At 64.0% G+C, this 15438-nt stretch carries 18 protein-coding genes; 2 read left to right on the top strand and 16 right to left on the bottom strand.

Annotated features, from left to right (window positions below):
• The first annotated feature begins 12 nt into the window (after positions 1 to 12).
• Positions 13 to 2229, top strand: a complete 2217-nt coding sequence (locus BM269_RS07850) for a putative bifunctional diguanylate cyclase/phosphodiesterase (protein WP_229204540.1) — start codon at positions 13 to 15, stop codon at positions 2227 to 2229.
• 12 nt (positions 2230 to 2241) lie between these two features.
• On the opposite strand, the gene BM269_RS07845 is transcribed toward BM269_RS07850, so the two are convergent.
• The 13 genes from BM269_RS07845 to flgB form a co-directional block, all read right to left on the bottom strand.
• Positions 2242 to 3084 (bottom strand): transposase, encoded by an 843-nt coding sequence (locus tag BM269_RS07845; protein ID WP_229204539.1) that lies wholly within the window; start codon positions 3082 to 3084, stop codon positions 2242 to 2244.
• Between the two features lie 93 nt (positions 3085 to 3177).
• Positions 3178 to 4212: a hypothetical protein gene (locus BM269_RS07840; RefSeq protein ID WP_229204538.1), complete on the bottom strand. Its 1035-nt coding sequence runs from the start codon at positions 4210 to 4212 to the stop codon at positions 3178 to 3180.
• Between the two features lie 5 nt (positions 4213 to 4217).
• Positions 4218 to 5129, bottom strand: a complete 912-nt coding sequence (gene flgL, locus BM269_RS07835; RefSeq protein WP_090436455.1) for a flagellar hook-associated protein FlgL — start codon at positions 5127 to 5129, stop codon at positions 4218 to 4220.
• Positions 5130 to 5140: 11 nt separating this feature from the next.
• On the bottom strand, positions 5141 to 6532 hold the full coding sequence (gene flgK / locus BM269_RS07830; RefSeq protein ID WP_090436454.1) for a flagellar hook-associated protein FlgK: 1392 nt from the start codon (positions 6530 to 6532) through the stop codon (positions 5141 to 5143).
• Positions 6533 to 6617: 85 nt separating this feature from the next.
• A complete protein-coding gene (locus tag BM269_RS07825; protein WP_090436453.1) occupies positions 6618 to 7034 on the bottom strand; it encodes a rod-binding protein in 417 nt (138 codons plus the stop codon).
• Complete coding sequence (locus BM269_RS07820) at positions 7034 to 8224, bottom strand: flagellar basal body P-ring protein FlgI (protein ID WP_090436622.1); 1191 nt, start codon at positions 8222 to 8224, stop codon at positions 7034 to 7036. The genes BM269_RS07825 and BM269_RS07820 overlap by 1 nt, the downstream gene beginning before the upstream one ends.
• A gap of 10 nt (positions 8225 to 8234) precedes the next feature.
• A complete protein-coding gene (flgH, locus tag BM269_RS07815; RefSeq protein WP_090436452.1) occupies positions 8235 to 8894 on the bottom strand; it encodes a flagellar basal body L-ring protein FlgH in 660 nt (219 codons plus the stop codon).
• Positions 8894 to 9685, bottom strand: coding sequence for a flagellar basal-body rod protein FlgG (flgG, locus tag BM269_RS07810; protein ID WP_170860314.1), 792 nt, complete (start codon positions 9683 to 9685; stop codon positions 8894 to 8896). Before flgG ends, flgH begins: the two co-directional genes overlap by 1 nt.
• Before the next feature lie 13 nt (positions 9686 to 9698).
• Positions 9699 to 10427, bottom strand: coding sequence for a flagellar basal-body rod protein FlgF (gene flgF / locus BM269_RS07805; protein WP_090436451.1), 729 nt, complete (start codon positions 10425 to 10427; stop codon positions 9699 to 9701).
• Between the two features lie 11 nt (positions 10428 to 10438).
• Positions 10439 to 11686: a flagellar hook protein FlgE gene (locus BM269_RS07800; protein ID WP_090436450.1), complete on the bottom strand. Its 1248-nt coding sequence runs from the start codon at positions 11684 to 11686 to the stop codon at positions 10439 to 10441.
• Between the two features lie 15 nt (positions 11687 to 11701).
• A complete protein-coding gene (locus tag BM269_RS07795; RefSeq protein WP_090436449.1) occupies positions 11702 to 12370 on the bottom strand; it encodes a flagellar hook capping FlgD N-terminal domain-containing protein in 669 nt (222 codons plus the stop codon).
• Positions 12370 to 12786, bottom strand: a complete 417-nt coding sequence (gene flgC, locus BM269_RS07790) for a flagellar basal body rod protein FlgC (RefSeq protein WP_090436448.1) — start codon at positions 12784 to 12786, stop codon at positions 12370 to 12372. Before flgC ends, BM269_RS07795 begins: the two co-directional genes overlap by 1 nt.
• 41 nt (positions 12787 to 12827) lie before the next feature.
• The gene (flgB, locus tag BM269_RS07785; RefSeq protein WP_090436447.1) at positions 12828 to 13190 is read right to left on the bottom strand and encodes a flagellar basal body rod protein FlgB; all 363 of its coding nucleotides are present in this window, start codon (positions 13188 to 13190) and stop codon (positions 12828 to 12830) included.
• 54 nt (positions 13191 to 13244) lie between these two features.
• Here flgB and flgA point away from each other — a divergent pair, with 54 nt between their 5' ends.
• A complete protein-coding gene (flgA, locus tag BM269_RS07780; RefSeq protein ID WP_229204537.1) occupies positions 13245 to 13961 on the top strand; it encodes a flagellar basal body P-ring formation chaperone FlgA in 717 nt (238 codons plus the stop codon).
• Here the strand turns inward: flgA and BM269_RS07775 are convergent.
• From BM269_RS07775 to flgM, 3 genes are read right to left on the bottom strand one after another with little or no spacing between them, the layout of a single operon-like run.
• A complete protein-coding gene (locus BM269_RS07775; RefSeq protein ID WP_090436445.1) occupies positions 13921 to 14736 on the bottom strand; it encodes a glycoside hydrolase family 73 protein in 816 nt (271 codons plus the stop codon). The two genes, flgA and BM269_RS07775, sit on opposite strands and share 41 nt — an antisense overlap.
• Positions 14723 to 15151 (bottom strand): flagellar export chaperone FlgN, encoded by a 429-nt coding sequence (gene flgN / locus BM269_RS07770; protein WP_229204536.1) that lies wholly within the window; start codon positions 15149 to 15151, stop codon positions 14723 to 14725. Before flgN ends, BM269_RS07775 begins: the two co-directional genes overlap by 14 nt.
• Positions 15148 to 15420 carry a flagellar biosynthesis anti-sigma factor FlgM gene (gene flgM / locus BM269_RS07765; protein WP_090436443.1) on the bottom strand — a complete coding sequence of 91 codons (273 nt, stop codon included), beginning with the start codon at positions 15418 to 15420 and terminating at the stop codon, positions 15148 to 15150. Before flgM ends, flgN begins: the two co-directional genes overlap by 4 nt.
• Between the last annotated feature and the right edge of the window lie 18 nt (positions 15421 to 15438).

Raw genomic sequence — 15438 nt, 5'->3', positions numbered from 1 at the left:
GCTGGAACCAATATGGATAAAGACCAGCATGCCAGGCAGGCGGAGCAGGTAACCGCCATCCGCACCGCCGTCCCTGGACTGGCTGGGATCGATGCACTCTTGCCGGGCGAAGCAGTGCTGGCCGCGATGGGCGGCACCCCGCCCGCCGTCTACAGCGGCATGCAGCGCGCCACCGGCGACCTGCAACTGGCCAATGACCAGGACTACTTCAACGATCTCTACCTGCTGGCCCCGGTTGGCTATTTCGTCCTTGCCAGCGACACCACCATCCTGCAAATGAACCTGGTCGGCGCCGACCTGCTCGGGCTGCCGCGCCAGAATCCCGAGGGCATTCCGTTCCGCAACTATGTTGCGCAGCGCTTCATGGCCGATTTCGACGCGTTTGTCAGCAACAGCCTGGCCAGCGAAGAGCCGCAGCGCCTGGCGCTGCAACTGACGCGCGGGCGCGGCGACCGCGGCTTTGCGGTCACGCTGCTGGGCAGCGGCACGCCTGGCATGTCGCAACTACGCGTGGTGCTGGAAATGGCCGAAGGCAAGCTGGCGGCATTGGAAAAGAGCGAAGAACGCTTTCGTCGCATCGTGCACAGCGCGGAAGAGGGCATCTGGGAAATCGACGCCTCGGCGCGCACCAGCTTCGTCAATCCCAAGATGGCTGCCATGCTGGGCTATACGATCGAGGAAATGCTGGAGCAGCCGCTGGTCAATTTCATGGACGATGAAGGGCGCGCCCTGCTCGAGCGCAATATTGCACGCCGCCAGCAAGGCATGGCCGAGCGCCACGAATTCAAGTTCCTGCGCCGCGATGGCAGCGATATGTGGGCCACCCTGGCCACCAACCCGATCTTTGATGCCGACGGCAGCTACCTGGGCGCGCTGGCGCTGGTCAGCGACGTCACCGAGCGCAAGCTGTCGACCGAGCTGATCTGGCATCAAGCCAATTACGACTCGCTGACAGCCCTGCCGAACCGCAATATGTTCCAGGACCGCCTGTCGCAGGAAATGAAGAAGGCCCGCCGCGACGGGCTGTTCCTGGCGCTGCTGTTCATCGACCTTGACCAGTTCAAGGAAATCAACGACCGCCTTGGCCACGAAATGGGCGATGCGCTGCTGGTGGAAGCGGCAGGGCGCATCGGCGCCTGCGTGCGCGCCTCCGACACGCTGGCGCGGCTGGGCGGCGACGAGTTCGTCGTGATCCTGCCCGGCCTCGACCATGTCACCAGCGCCGAGCGCGTCGCACAGCAGATCATCGCCAGCCTGAACCGGCCCTTCATGCTGGGCGAGAGCACCGGCTCGGTATCGGCCAGCATCGGCATCGCCCTGCATCCCTCGGACGCCAACGACCCCGAGCAGTTGCTGCGCAATGCCGACCAGGCCATGTACGCGGCCAAGAATGCCGGCCGCAATCGCTACAGCTACTTCACGCCCGACATGCAAGCGGCGGCCCAGCTGCGCCTGCGCATCACGCGCGACCTGCAGATGGCGGTGGCCAACGAACAGTTCGAGCTGCACTACCAGCCCATCGTCAACCTGCATACCGGCGCCATCGAACGCGCCGAAGCACTGCTGCGCTGGCGCCACCCCGAACGCGGCATGCTGAACCCGGTTGACTTCATCGGCAGCGCCGAAGCCAGCGGCGTCATCCTTGAAATCGGCGACTGGGTGTTCCGCAACGCCGCCGACCAGGCCAAGCGCTGGCAGGACGAGCTGGGGCGCCCGTTCCAGATCAGCGTCAACCAGTCGCCGATGCAATTCCGCACCGGCCCCGAGGCTTTCGAAAAATGGATGCAATACGTTGAGCAATTGCGCCTGGCGCCGCGCAGCATCGTCATCGAAATCACCGAACGCCTGCTGCTGGACGACAGCGCCCCGGTGGTCGAGCGCCTGCGCCAATTCAAATCGATGGGCTTGCAGGTCGCGCTGGACGACTTCGGCACAGGCCACTCCGTGCTATCCCACCTCAAGAACTTCGACATCGACTACCTGAAGATCGACCGCAGTTTCGTGATGGACCTGGCCGGCGACTCCGGCGACCTCGCGCTGTGCGAAGGCATCATCGTCATGGCGCACAAGCTCGGCCTCAAGGTGGTGGCCGAAGGCGTCGAAACCGAAACCCAGCTCAACCTCCTGAAAGCCGCCGGCTGCGACTACGCCCAAGGCTTCATCTACGCCCGCCCCATGCCCCCCGCCCAAATGGGCAGCATGGCCCGCGGCCCCGCCAAACTTGCTTGATTAAAGTCGGGGTCAGCTCTGGCAATCGGACATTTTCCGAAAAGCACTGACCGCCCGGCTGACGGTGCGCACCGAAACTTCGCAAAAGGATGCGATCTCGATCATCGTGTAGTTGTGTGAAAGATAGGCATGGGCCATTGCTTCGTGACGGTCCAGGTAAAGAAGGAAGTACTCCGCCAGTGGGCGCACGATTGCCTGCCGCTGCGTGCGCTTAATTTCCATTAAGTCACCGCGGACTTGCCCTTGGGCTGCATGCTCGCAGAACTCGTCGCTGCCAAGGAAAAGCTGGTTGCGTACCGCTCGGAAGGGGCTTTCTTGTCCTATGCCAGCCAAGACAAAGTCTTCAAACGTGCGCACTGCTTGTTCGCGATTACTGCCAAATTGTGCGAGGACGGTATCGCGCTCGAGCCACGCCGGCGTATCAACCGAGCCGACCAATGCGCCGTAGCTGCTCCATAGCCAGTGGCCAGGGTGTTTTACCAGCCCGGCGCGCACCGGATTCAGGACGGTGTAACGCGATAGCTCCATCAGGTATTCATTCTCCTGGCAGAGTATGGCGTGGTAGCGTCCCTGGAACACGTGCCCGACCAGTCGATGCTGCCGATTGAAATACTGGGAGTAGTTGCCGTTGAGGTAGCGCATGCCGCGCGCCAGCTTGCCCTGCCGGGTCTTCAAGACCAAATGATAGTGATTGCCCATTTGGCAGTAGGCCAGGACGCTGAAATCGAAACGGTCGCAGGCTTCCGCGAGCAGTGCCAGCCAGGTCAAGCGATCGCTTTCAGTGCGGAAGATGGTGAAACGCCGGTCCCCACGCGAAGTGACGTGGTAACAGGCATTGTCGTGCTCGATTCGCAAAGGTCGGCTCATAGACCAAGTTTAGGTCCGGCCGGTGCAGCGAAATTTGCGTCAGCGCAAGAAATGTCCGATTGCCAGAGCTGACCCCGACTTTTAACTTAGTTGTAACAGGGAGACGACGCGGTCGCGGTTGATGCCGACCAGGGCGGAGGTGAGGGAGACCAGGGCGGAGTAGCCGGGCTCGTTGGCGACGTTGGCGAACACTTCGGCCATCTGGCCCATGCCGACCACTTCGATTTCGGGCAGCTCGCTTTGCACGCGCTGGGTGGCGACGGCCAGTTCCATGCGCACCTTGGTCAGCGCGGCTTCGACGTGGGCCAGGGCTTGCGTCACTTGCAGCAAGGTGGCGCGCATGGCTTCGATGTCGCTGGTGCCCCAGCCTTCGGGCATCACCACCGGCGCTTCGGCTTCGGCCTTGAGACGGTTGAGCTGGCCGGCCGGGAAGCGGATGCCGGAGCCTTGTACGGCCAGCGCGTCGCGCACGCCGGGCCAGGCGCTTTCCGGTGCGGTGAACACCAGCTCGCCGTCCTTGTTGACCGAGACGCGCACGCCGGCCGGGGCCATCGCCTGGTCGAAGCGGGAGATGATCTCGGCGTCGGACAGGCCGGGTGCCAGGTGCACCGAGCGCAGGCCGGCCGTGCCGCCGCCGACCGAGATGGCCAGGGTTTCGCGGGCGCCGTTGCGCAGGTTGGCCAGCGTCATGCCGCGCACGGTGAAGCGCTGGGTCGACGGCTGGTTGGAGAAGTTCAGTTGTGCGTCGAGCGTGCCGCCGGAGGCTTGCGTGCGGCTGCGCCAGGTTTCGCTGAACTGGCGCACGCGTTGTTCCACCTGGCCGTCGCGCATGGTGCGCGTGGCGAGCTTGGCGGCGATGTCGCTTTTCAGCGCGCGCAGCTGGGCGGCGCTTTGCTCGAGGAAGTCGATGGCTTGCTGGGCGCCGGAGACGTCATTTTGCAGCGGGGCGTCCATATGGCTCAGGCCGCGGCGCAGGGGGACGGGTGCCTTGCTGGGGGCGGCCTGGTCGATCGCCGCGCCCGCGTCCGCCAGCGTAGTCTCAGGCTGGCCGGCCGCCGGGTTGGCGGTGGCGCGGGCGGAGAGGCCGGTAGTGCTGGGGCGCTGGGCGATTTCCATGATATTTACAGTACGTTAAACAGCGACAAGCCGCTGACCTTCGAATAGGCCTGGTAGGTCGCTTGTAGGGCGCTATTGTAACCAGACAGCTGGGTGGCCGCGAGGCCGTAATCCAATTGCGCGATATCGGTGATCGCGATCTTGTTCGACAGGCTGACGTTGCCGTGGTTGTTGGCCAGGGTTTCCATCACGTTCTGTGCGCCGCCGAATTGGGCGATCCGGCCCGAGATCAGTCCCAGCGCGGTGTCGGTGCCGTCCAGTGCGGTTTTCAAGACGCCTTGCAGCACCGGGTCGTTGGCGTTGACGGTCGGGCTGGACAGCATGCTGATGGCGACATCCAGCTGGTTCAGGTAGTCTTCCATGCCGTCCACCGTCACATTGGCGGGCTGGGTGATGCCGTTGCCGACCACCACTTCCTGGGTGCCGTTATTGCCGCTGTAGCTGTAGCGTGCGCCGGGGGCGGCGGCGGCATTCAGGCTCAGCGCGGGGCTCGAGGTCAGGGTGCCGGAGAAGATGTACTTGCCTTCCTGGTCCTTGGTATTGCCGTTGAAGTACAGCGAGTCGCGCAGCGCGACCAGGCTGTTGACCATGGAGTTCAAGTCGGCCGGCGTGTTGGAGCCGTCCGAGGCCCAGACGAACAGGTCGCGCGCGGCGCCCATGTCGTCGACCATCGAGCTCAGGTAGGTTTCGTTCTTGGACAGGCGGATTTTCACCGCGCTGATGTTGTCGACGTATTGGCTGACAATGTTCTCTTCGCGGCGCAGGCGCGACAGGCGCACATTGGCAATCGGCTCGTCGGACGGCACCTGGATCTTGTTGCCAGTGGCCATCTGCTCGGTCAGCTTGGCGATCACCGTCTGGTTGATCTGCAGCGAGCGGTTCATGGATGCCTGGAACTGGCTGGAGGCGATACGCATGTCAATAATCCTCAGAACAGCGCCAGGGTGGCGTCAAACAGGGTGTTGGCCACGGCGATCACTTTCATGTTCGCCTGGTACATATTCTGGAACTCCACCAGGTTGATCGCTTCCTCGTCCTTGTTGACGGAGCTGGTGGCGGCCCAATCGTCTTCCGATTGCTGGCGGATGGTGCTGGCAGTCTCCAGCAGCGAGTGGTTCTGGCCGCTATCGATGGCCAGCTTGCCCACCAGCTGGGTGTCGGCATCGCCCAGCAGCACCGTGCCGATCGAGGCCAGGGTGATCGGCTGGCCCTTGATGGCGATCAGGTCTTGCAGGTTCTTGCTGTCGCCTGGCGCGCCGTTGGCCGAGAAGGCCAGGTCCTGGGCTTGGATGCCAGGCACCAGGCCCAGGATGCCGCCGGCGCCCGTGGCGTTGAAGGAGAACAGGGCGGTGCCCGGCGTGGCGGTAATGGGCGGACCCGGCAGGCCGTCGGGCTTGTAGCCGGCGGCGAGGGTGGTGTTGACCTTGGTTGCGAGCTGGTTGGCCATGTCGAGCAGCGACTGCTGCAGCGGCTGCAGGGTGTTTTTCTCAAAATCGCCGATGCCGCCAAGCTGGCCGCCGACCTTGGTGTCGTCCAGGCCGAAGGTGGTGCCGGCGAATTTCAGTTCCAGCGAGGCCGGGGTGGTCGAGGTGTTCATCGCCATGGTGCCGGCCAGGTTGCCCACCACCAGCGGCTGGCCGCTGCGCAGGGACACGCTGCGGCTGCCGTCGGGCTGCTCCAGCACTTCCACCGACACCAGGTTGGCCAGCGCGTCGATCGCGCGGTCGCGCTCGTCGACCAGGGCCGAGGTATTGGTGCCGAGCGAGGCGGCCTGGCTGATGCGGTTGTTCAGGGCGGCAATATTGGTGCTCAGGGTATTCAGTTGCGGCAGCATGGCGTCGCGCTGCTGCGTGATCGACACTTGCTGCTGGCGCGTGACGTTGTAGATGCTGTTGAACGATTGCGCCATGGCGTTGGCGGCCGTCAGCACCTGCTGGCGCAGCGGGGTCGACACCGGGTCGACGCCGGCCGCGTTCAGCGCGCGGAAGAACTGGTCGACGCCATTCGACAGGCTGGTCTGCTCATCGCCCATCACGCGCTCGAGTTGCGTGAAGTAGGGCTGGGACTGGGTGCGCAAGCCGAGCTCGGAATTGGCGCGCCACAGTTGCTGGCTCTTGTAGGAGTCCGAGAAGCGCAACAACTTGCTCACTTCGACGCCGAAACCGGGGCCGCCGGAGCCGGTCGCCGGGGCCACCGCCGACAGCAGCACGCCTTGGCGGGTATAGCCCTTCGTTTGCAAGTTTGCAATGTTCTGGCTGGTCGTGTTGATGGCGGCCTGGGCGGCCAACGATCCCGACAGTGCATTGTTGATAATCGACATGGTGCAATCTTCCCTGTGGCTGGGCCGTTGCTCAATGGCATCTTTAGCCCGTTAACGAGTAAAGGCGACCGCGCTGGAGGGGAGATTAAGCGTCGGTCGGATTTTTCTTGGATAAAACTGAAATTTCTTGCGGGGAAGCCGTGGCGGCCGGGGTTACGTCCGGCGTTGCCGGCAACAGCTGGCGCAGGATGGCGTCGGCGATGCCGAAGGCGCGGCGCCCGGCCAACTGGTCGGCCACCATATTGTCGGCCATGTCCAGCATGTCGCTGTTGATCGAGTCCTTATAGATGCTGTCGTCATCGGCCATGGCCTTGGTGGCGTCGCGCATCTTGTGCAAGGTCTGGGCGATGAAGAAGCTCTCGAACTTGACGGCGGCGCCGGTGGCCTTGTCGCGGTAGCGCGCTTCCTCGGTCTGCGGGGCCGGGGCGGCCTGGCCGATCTTGGCGTCGTCGGTGCCGATGTCCAGCTTGCGCACCGGCAGGGGCAGGAAGCGGCTGTCCATCAGATCACCACCAGTTCGCCTTCGATGGCGCCGGCCTGGTCCAGGGCTTGCAAAATTGCCATGATGTCATCCGGCGTCGCGCCCAGGCTGTTGACCACGTCGATGATGGCTTGCAGCTTGGCGCCGGCCGGCCATTTGAACATTTGCGGCTTGGCTTCGTTCACCGCCACATTCGATTGCGGGGTGACGACGGTCTGGCCCTGGCTGAACGGCGCCGGCTGGCTTACTTTCGAGCTTTCCGAAATGACCACCTTGAGCGAGCCGTGGGTGACGGCTGCGGCCTTCACGCGCAGGCCGTCGGCGATCACCACGGTGCCGGTACGCGAGTTGAACACCACTTTCGGGATCTCCTGGCCCACTTCGATCGGCAGCGCTTCCAGCTTGGCCATGAAGGCCACGCGCTGGGTCGGGTTCTGCGGCGCCAGCACGTCGATGCCGGTGCCGTCGGCGGTACTGGCCACGTCGCCGAACTTGCGGTTGATCGCTTCCACGATATTGGTGGCGGTTTCGAAGTTCGGCTGCTTCAGCGACAGGTGCACCGATGGCTTGGTGGCGAAGTCGGTGGCGATTTCGCGTTCGATCACGGCGCCGTTCGGGATGCGGCCCGCAGTCGGGGTGTTGACGGTGACGGAGGAGCCGCTCTTGCCGCCAGCGGACAGGCCGCCCACCACCACATTGCCTTGTGCCAGGGCGTAGACTTCGTTGTCGGCGGCCTTCAGCGGGGTCAGCAGGAGGGAGCCACCGCGCAGGCTCTTGGCGTCGCCCAGCGAGGATACGGTGACGTCGATTGGCTGGCCGCGCCGGTAGCCGGGCGGGAATACGGCGGACACCATGACGGCGGCCACGTTCTTGGACTTGGCATCGGCGCCGTCCGGCATTTTCACGCCGAACTGCTTGAGCATGTTGACCACCGACTGGCTGGCAAACTTGACCTGGGTCGAGTCGCCGGAACCATTCAGGCCGACCACCAGGCCATAGCCGACCAGGGGATTGTCGCGCACGCCTTCGATGGCGACCAGGTTGCGCAGTTGCGGAGCGGCGCTGGCGGGAATGGCGATGGCCAGCAGCAGCGCTGTCACAAACCGGTAAATCGGTGTCTGACCCGCAGGGTCAGACACCAGCCTGCGCCAGCCGCGTACCGGTGTCTGACCCTGCGGGCCAGACACCGTTTTGCCGGTTTTGAAGAACATATCCATCACCTCAGAAAGGCATCAAAGGGCCAAGGAAGAAGCGCGTCAGCCAGCCCGGTTGGTTGGTATCGGCCAGGGTGCCCTGGGCGCCGTATGCAATGCGCGCATTGGCGATGCGCTGCGACGACACCATATTGTTGGCATCGATATCGGCCGCGCGCAGGAAACCGCGCAGGCGCACGAATTCTTCGCCCTGGTTCAAGGTCAGTACTTTTTCGCCGGCCACTTTCAGCAAGCCGTTCGGCATCACTTCCTGCACGATCACGGTGATCGCGCCGCTCAGGGCGTTCTGCTGGGTGCTCTGGGCATCGCCCTTGAAGCCGCGCTCGGCCGAAATATCGACGCCGGCCTTCGGGAACGTCTTGCCCAGCAGGCCAGGGGAGGCGATGCCGACGCTGGAATCCTTGGCCAGGGTGGTGCCGGCACTCTTCGAGGCTTGCGTGGTTTCCTGCAGGATCACGGTGACGATGTCGCCGACGCGGAAGGCGCGGCTGTCCGACACCAGCGAAATGCTGCTGTCGGCATTGAAGACGCCGCCCGAGCTGCCGCGCGGCAGCGCGGAACGCGACAGGGCAGGCGCTTCGTCGTAGGGCGCCGGGCGCACGGTCGGCTGCAGGCTGGAGCAACCAGCCAGCAGGACCAGGGCCAGCGCGGGCAGTGCGGTTTTCATCAGCGTGCGGCCTGTGCCAGGTACTGCAGCATATTATCCGCCGCTGTCAAAACTTTGGTGTTCATTTCGTAGGTGCGCTGGGCCGCGATCATGTCCACCATCTCTTCCACCACCTGCACGTTGGAGCCTTCCAGCGCGCCCTGCTTGAGCTTGCCGAACTGGGCGTCGCCGGCGCGGCCTTCGGTCGGGGCGCCGGACGCTGGGGTTTCGGCAAACAGGTTTTCACCCAGCGCTTGCAGGCCGGTCGGGTTGATGAAGGAGGTCAGGGTCAGCTGGCCCAGTTCGGTCGGCGTGGCATTGCCCGGCACCGTGGCCGAGACGGTGCCGTTTTCGCCGATGGTGATGGCGGTGGCATTGGCCGGCACGGTGATTTGCGGCACCAGTGGCAGGCCGGACGCATTCACCAGCACGCCATCCTTGTCGACTTGCAACTGGCCGGCGCGGGTGAAAGCCGGCTCGCCATTCGGGCGGCGCACCTGCAGGAAACCGTTGCCCATCACGGCCACGTCGAGCGCGTTATTGGTGGTTTGCACATTGCCGTTGGTGAAGATCTTCTGGGTGCCCACCAGGTGGGTACCGTTACCCATCTGTACGCCGGACGGGTTCAGGGTGTTGTTGTCGGCACGCTGGGCGCCCGGCTGCTGGTCGATCGAATAAAACAGGTCTTCGAACACCACGCGGTCGCGCTTGAAGCCGACGGTGTTGGCGTTGGCCAGGTTGTTGGCGATGGCTTGCAGCTTGGCGTCTTGCGCCTGCACGCCGGTCTTGCTGATCCACATTGCTGGATTCATCGGGATTCTCCTGTTAGCCGCTAATCAGTTTATTGCCGACCGAAGTCATATCGTCGGCGGCCTTGAACAATTTCATCTGGATTTCAAAGGTGCGGTTCAAGCTCATGGTGGCCACCATCTCTTCCACCGCCGTCACATTGGCGCCTTCCAGGTGGCCGGCCCGGACCTGCACGGTTGCATCGGTAGCCAGCAACTGGCCATCGCGCGCCACCAGCAGGCCGGCTTCGTTCTTGGTCAGCTCGGACGCTTCGGCGCGCACCAGCTTGAGCTTGTCGATCACCTGCATCTCGGCATTGGCGGTCGGGCCCAGGATGGACACGGTGCCGTCCTGGCCGATCTCGACCTTGCGGTGCACCGGCAGGGTGATCGGGCCGCCTTCACCCAGCAACTGCATGCCGTTGACGGTCAGGGTGCCGTCGGCGTCGAGGGTGATCGCGCCGGCGCGGGTATATGCCTCGCCGGTCGGGCCTTGCACGGCAAAGTAGCCGGGGCCGGAGATCGCCACGTCCAGGTCGCGCCCGGTCTGGCGCAGCACGCCCTGGCGGTCGGTCACGGCATTCGACTGCATCTGCGACATGTGGCGGTCGTCGTAGCCGTAGCCGGGCAGCTTGGCAGCCTGCGCCAGTTCGAGGTTGGCGCGGAAACCGTTGGTATCGAGGTTGGCGAGGTTGTTGGCGTGCACCTGCTGGCCACGCATGGCCCGCTCGGCGCCGCTCATCGCGGTGTAGATCAGCGCGTCCATTCAGTTCGCCTTTACAGCGCTTGCATCAGCGACTGCAGCATCTGGTTCTCCGCGGTGATGACCTTGGAGTTGGCCTGGTAGTTGCGCTGCGACGTCATCAGGCTGACCAGTTCCGACGTCACGTCGACGTTGGAGGTTTCCAGCGACGCGACGGTCAGTGCGCCGGCGATGCCCTGGCCCGCTTCGGACAGGTTGGCGTTGCCGGACTGGACGTTTGCGGTCCAGGACGTTTCGTTGACCGGGGTCAGTGCATCTTCGTCAGGGAAGGTGGCGATGGCCAGGCGGGCAATGGCTTGCTTCTCGCCGTTGGAATACTTGGCCACCACGTTGCCGGCCTGGTCCAGTTCCACACCCACGTAGCTGCCGGCGGCATAGCCGTCGGCCGAGTTGGTCGAGGTGGTCGATTCGCCTTTCTGGAAGGTGGTGCCGGTGTAGTCGATCTCGACCGTCATGGCGGCGGCCGGGGCGGCGCCGAAGCTCAGGTTGTGGGCGTAGGATGCGCCGCCGTTGGCCGCCAGGTCCAGCTGGCCGTTGGTGTCGAACACCAGGGTATAGGGCGAGCCGCCAGCGGCGCCCAGGTCGGTGCCATCCACCGCCGAATACACCTTGACGGTGCGGGCGGCCGGGTCTTTCACGAAGTACTGGGTCACCGTGTGTTCATTGCCCAGCGAGTCGTGCACCACGGTGACCTTGGACATATTGTACATATTCGCATCCGGCACCACGGCGGGGGTGACGGTGGCATCCGGCAGCTTGGTGGCGATGTTGCCGGTCGGTACGGTCCAGTCGGCCGACATATTGGCGACGAAATCGATATTGGTGGTGGCCTTGGCGGTCAACAGGTTGGTCGGCACCTTGATGTCGCCCATCGGGCCGGCGATCAGGCTTGGCGGGGTCAGCTGGAAGCCCTGCACCTTGCCGCCGGCGCTGTTGACCAGGAAATCGGAAGCGTCCTTGGTGAAGATGCCGACGCGGGTGTAGTTGGTCTGGCCGGTGGAATCCTTGGCCACGAAGAAGCCGCGGCCATTGATCAGGGCGTCCAGGCCGCGGTTGGTGGCCTGGATGCCGCCGTTCAGGCCGATCGACTGGGTGGTCGAACCGATGTGCACGCCGGTCGGCTGCGCGCCGGCGTGCAGCGACGCGAAGTTGGCGCGGCTGGACTTGAAGCCGTAGGTCCCGGCGTTGGCGATATTGTTGGAAATCGTACCCAGTTGCTCATTGATGGCCTGGATGCCGGACAAAGCGATATCGAAACTCATGGCGAGGACCTTTCGTTAAATAGCGGTAGTCGGGGTTTTGCCCCGGAATGCGGTAATGGCCGATGGCGACACTTCGCCCACGGTATTGATCTTGACGGTAACGCTACCGGCGGCGCCGACCTGAACACTGTCGAGGCGGCCCAGCACGGCCACCGGCGCGGCCGGATTGCTTTCGCTGGCAATGCGCATCGAATACGTGCCGGCCGGCAGGCCCAGTGCGGCCGGGTCGATGCTGAACTGGTGGGTGCCCGCCGGCAGGGTGCCCATCACCACCTCATATTGCTGGCCGTTGCTGCCGGTCAGCACCAGGCTGGTCTTGGTCGAGTTGCTGGCCAGGGTGGCTTCGCCCGTCACCTTGTGGCCGTCGAGGGTCACCTGGCTGGACTGCACCATCACGTCGGAACCGACCTGGGCACCCATCGCCAGCACCTGCATCGATTGCAGCACGGAGGCGTTGGCAGTGGTCAGGTTGGCCAGGTTTTGCAGCGCTTCGGTTTGTGACAGCTGGGTCAGCTGCTGGACGAACTGGGCCGGGTCTTGCGGCGACAGCGGGTCCTGGTTCTGGATCTGGGCCACCAGCAGCTTGGTGAACATGTCGCGGCCCTCGTTGGAGGCGCCGTTCAGTGCCACGCCGGCCGGGTTGCCGTTTTGCGCAGCGGCGTTAGTGAACAGGTTAGTTTCCATCAGGATTCACCGAGTTTGAGCAGGGAAGCCTGCATGCCGCGGATGCGGCCCAGCACTTCCACATTGGTTTCAAAAGCGCGCGACGCCGACATCATGTCGGTCATCTCGGCCACCTGGTTGACGTTCGGGTAGAACACCATGCCGTCGGCGTTGGCCAGCGGGTTGCCCGGCTCGTACACCTTGCGCAGCGGCTCGGCCGATTCGACCACGTCCAGCACCTGCACCCGGCCGCCGGCCGCGGCATCGAGGTTGTCGTCCATCACGGTGGCGAACACCGGCTTGCGGGCGCGGTAGGTCTCGGCCTCGCTGCCGGCCACCGAGTCGGCATTGGCCAGGTTGGAGGCGACGGTATTCAGGCGCACTGTCTGCGCCGCCATCGCCGAGCCGGCAATTTGCGCAATGTCTTTAAAGCTCATGGGAGGTCCCCTTATTGACCGCTATTGACCGTTACTGACCGCTACTGACCATTAATGGCCTTGGCGATGCCACGCAATTTCATGTTGATGAAGGTCAAACTGGTTGCGAAGTCAGTTGCATTTTGCGAGAAGGCGGCTTGCTCCACGCCAATTTCGACGGTGTTGCCATCGCCGCTGGGGTGGTAGGGCACACGGAACTTGGTTTCGCCGTCGCCCTCGAGGATGGGCGCACCGGACAGCTCCGCTTCGACGCGCGCCAGCGATTCCTTGAAGTCGATATCCTGGGCCGAGTAGCCCGGCGTATTCTCGTTGGCGATATTGGATGCCAGGATGCGGGTGCGTTCCGCACGCAGCTGCAATGCATCCGCATGCAAACCTACCGCGTCCTTGAAATTTATGGCCATTGTTACTCTCCTCTGGTAATGTCCCAGCGAATTTACATACTAAAGGTATTGCCCATGTCCAACAATCCTATTGTACAGGTTTTCGCTGGATTATTGCTCATAGGAATTTTAAATTGCCATGTTGCAACTGCTTCAACAATGGAGGAATTGCTAAGCAAAGTGAAACTAGCTGCAGAAAATCAACTGAAAAACAATGCAGAAAGTCAACGCTGGCTGGCGCCGCAGTTCGATGTCGAAGTAGTAAGGACGAATCGCACGATTCCGGACTGTCCCTCTGAAACGCGGGTGGAGAGCCTGGACCGGCGCGGCCTTGCGCGCATGCGCTTCGTGGTGATTTGCCCAAGCTTGCAAGGTTGGCGTTATGAGTTCATTGCCAAGGGCAAGGTGTCGGCAAACGTTGCAGTTGCGGCCAGCGATTTAATTTCCGGAAAAATTCTGTCGCCTTTAGATTTGTTGCGGGTGCGCCACGATATCACCTTGATTCCCGATGCTTTTTCCGACCTGGGCGAGCTGGAGGGAATGGCGGCAAGGCGCAGTATCCGCGCCGGCGAAGTGATACGGCCGAATATGTTGGCAGCGCCACAACTGGTCAAGCGCGGCGAGCAGGTGCGCATTGTCGCCAGGCGCGAACAGATCGAGGTGTCGATGGCGGGGGAAGCGCTGGACAATGGCACGCGCGGCGCCATCATCCGGGTCAGGAACAGCAGCGGCACCCAGATCCGGGCGCGCGTTATCGATGCGGGGACGGTTGAGCCTGCTGACTTGCCTTGATGCTGGCCGCGACGCGGCCGAGCTTGTCGGCGTAGGCCGGATCGGTGGCATAGCCGCCGGCCTGCAGCGCGTGCGCGAAGGCTTGCGCGTCGCTGCCGGTGTTCAGGGCGCGCCGGTAGCGCGGGTTGTCGAGCAGCAGGCCGGCGTAGTCTTCGAACGAAGCCGCCATTTCGCCATAGCCGCGGAAACGCTCGTTGCGGGTCTGCGCCACGCCGTCTTCCACTTCCATCGTGGCCAGCGCCTGCACCGCGCCTTGCCAGTTGTCGCCGGCCTTGATGCCGAACATATTGTTGCCCGGGGCATGACGGCCCCAGCCTGACTCGAGGGCCGCATGGGCGGCCACCAGTTCCGGCGCCACGCCAAGGCGGGCCGCGGCAGCTTCCGCATGGGGCCGGATCGCTTGCAGGAAGGCTTGCTGGGCATCGTTGGGGACGCTGCCTTCGGCTGTTGCAGCGCTGCCGCCCACGGCACGTGCGGCCAGGCGGGCGCGCAAGGCGGCGCCGTCGGCCGTCAGCGCGCTGCCGGCGCCGGACGCGGCGGCAGCGGGGGTGTCGGCCGTGGCGATGTAGCGCGCCACGTCGGCATGCACCTGGCGGAAAGTCGCGCTGCCCGCGCTAGCCGCGGCCATGCCCGCATTGGCGGCCAGGGCTGGGCTGAAGGCGGCCGGCAGCGCAGGGCGCGTGGCGCTCATATTGCTCACGGTGGCCGCAGTGGCCCGGGTAGGCGCTGTGGCTGCCGTAAAGGCCCGCAAGGGCGTGAATTCAGACCGGCTCATAGGTTTGATCGTCGCCATGCAGCACGCGCTGCATGATGGTGTATTGCTCCGCCAGCAGCTCAGCATTGCGGCGGCCCATTTCGCGCGCCGTCTGCACCATGCCTTCCAGCTGCGCCCAGTCCGCTTCGAGGCGCGCACGCGCGTCGGGCTTGAGCAGGGTGAACACTTGGTCCATGGAAGGCTGGGGACCGACCAGGCGGGTCGCCAGGTCGACACGCTGGGCGCGGCGCGCTTCCAGCACATCGACCAAAGCGCCGATTTCTTTAGCGATTTCGCCCAGCTGTTCGCTCTGGTGGCGAATCGCCGCCTCGAACTGCCGGGCAATCAGGTCCAGCATCTGCTGGTAACTTTGCAAGTCCGCCTTGATGCCGTCGAGCAGCATCTTCATGGCGTCCTGGCGTGACAGCTGACTCACTGCTCGCCCCGGTGGAACTTCTGGATCAGGCCGGCCAGCTTGCCGGCGTCGAACGGCAGCTCGCCCTTGGCCAGGGCATCGCGCAACTGGGCCACGCGCTCGTGGTCGATGTCGCCCATTGCCTGCATGGCTTTCATGGCGGGTTGCAACACGGCCGATTCCAGCTCGCGCTGGGCGGCCGGGGCGGCGGCCGGGCGCGCCGTTTCGGCCGGCGCGCTGTCGGCCACGGTTTGCACCGGGGTGCCTGGGGTGGAACCGGAAATCCGCATACGGTTGCCTCTTGACTT

Source organism: Duganella sp. CF458 (assembly GCF_900113115.1).
Taxonomy (GTDB): Bacteria; Pseudomonadota; Gammaproteobacteria; order Burkholderiales; family Burkholderiaceae_D; genus Rugamonas.
The sequence above is the reverse complement of the archived record's forward strand: the minus strand, read 5'-3'. Positions and strand labels throughout refer to the sequence as shown.

Coding starts and splice junctions, on each gene's coding strand:
- BM269_RS07795 (WP_090436449.1), bottom strand. CDS start 12,370: ATGGAAACTAACCTGTTCACTAACGCCGCTGCGCAAAACGGCAACCCG.
- flgG (WP_170860314.1), bottom strand. CDS start 9,685: ATGAATCCAGCAATGTGGATCAGCAAGACCGGCGTGCAGGCGCAAGAC.
- flgB (WP_090436447.1), bottom strand. CDS start 13,190: ATGGCCATAAATTTCAAGGACGCGGTAGGTTTGCATGCGGATGCATTG.
- BM269_RS07825 (WP_090436453.1), bottom strand. CDS start 7,034: ATGGACAGCCGCTTCCTGCCCCTGCCGGTGCGCAAGCTGGACATCGGC.
- BM269_RS07850 (WP_229204540.1), top strand. CDS start 13: ATGGATAAAGACCAGCATGCCAGGCAGGCGGAGCAGGTAACCGCCATC.
- flgL (WP_090436455.1), bottom strand. CDS start 5,129: ATGCGTATCGCCTCCAGCCAGTTCCAGGCATCCATGAACCGCTCGCTG.
- flgF (WP_090436451.1), bottom strand. CDS start 10,427: ATGGACGCGCTGATCTACACCGCGATGAGCGGCGCCGAGCGGGCCATG.
- flgH (WP_090436452.1), bottom strand. CDS start 8,894: ATGAAAACCGCACTGCCCGCGCTGGCCCTGGTCCTGCTGGCTGGTTGC.
- flgA (WP_229204537.1), top strand. CDS start 13,245: ATGTCCAACAATCCTATTGTACAGGTTTTCGCTGGATTATTGCTCATA.
- BM269_RS07775 (WP_090436445.1), bottom strand. CDS start 14,736: ATGAGCCGGTCTGAATTCACGCCCTTGCGGGCCTTTACGGCAGCCACA.
- flgC (WP_090436448.1), bottom strand. CDS start 12,786: ATGAGCTTTAAAGACATTGCGCAAATTGCCGGCTCGGCGATGGCGGCG.
- flgK (WP_090436454.1), bottom strand. CDS start 6,532: ATGTCGATTATCAACAATGCACTGTCGGGATCGTTGGCCGCCCAGGCC.
- flgM (WP_090436443.1), bottom strand. CDS start 15,420: ATGCGGATTTCCGGTTCCACCCCAGGCACCCCGGTGCAAACCGTGGCC.
- BM269_RS07820 (WP_090436622.1), bottom strand. CDS start 8,224: ATGTTCTTCAAAACCGGCAAAACGGTGTCTGGCCCGCAGGGTCAGACA.
- BM269_RS07840 (WP_229204538.1), bottom strand. CDS start 4,212: ATGGAAATCGCCCAGCGCCCCAGCACTACCGGCCTCTCCGCCCGCGCC.
- BM269_RS07800 (WP_090436450.1), bottom strand. CDS start 11,686: ATGAGTTTCGATATCGCTTTGTCCGGCATCCAGGCCATCAATGAGCAA.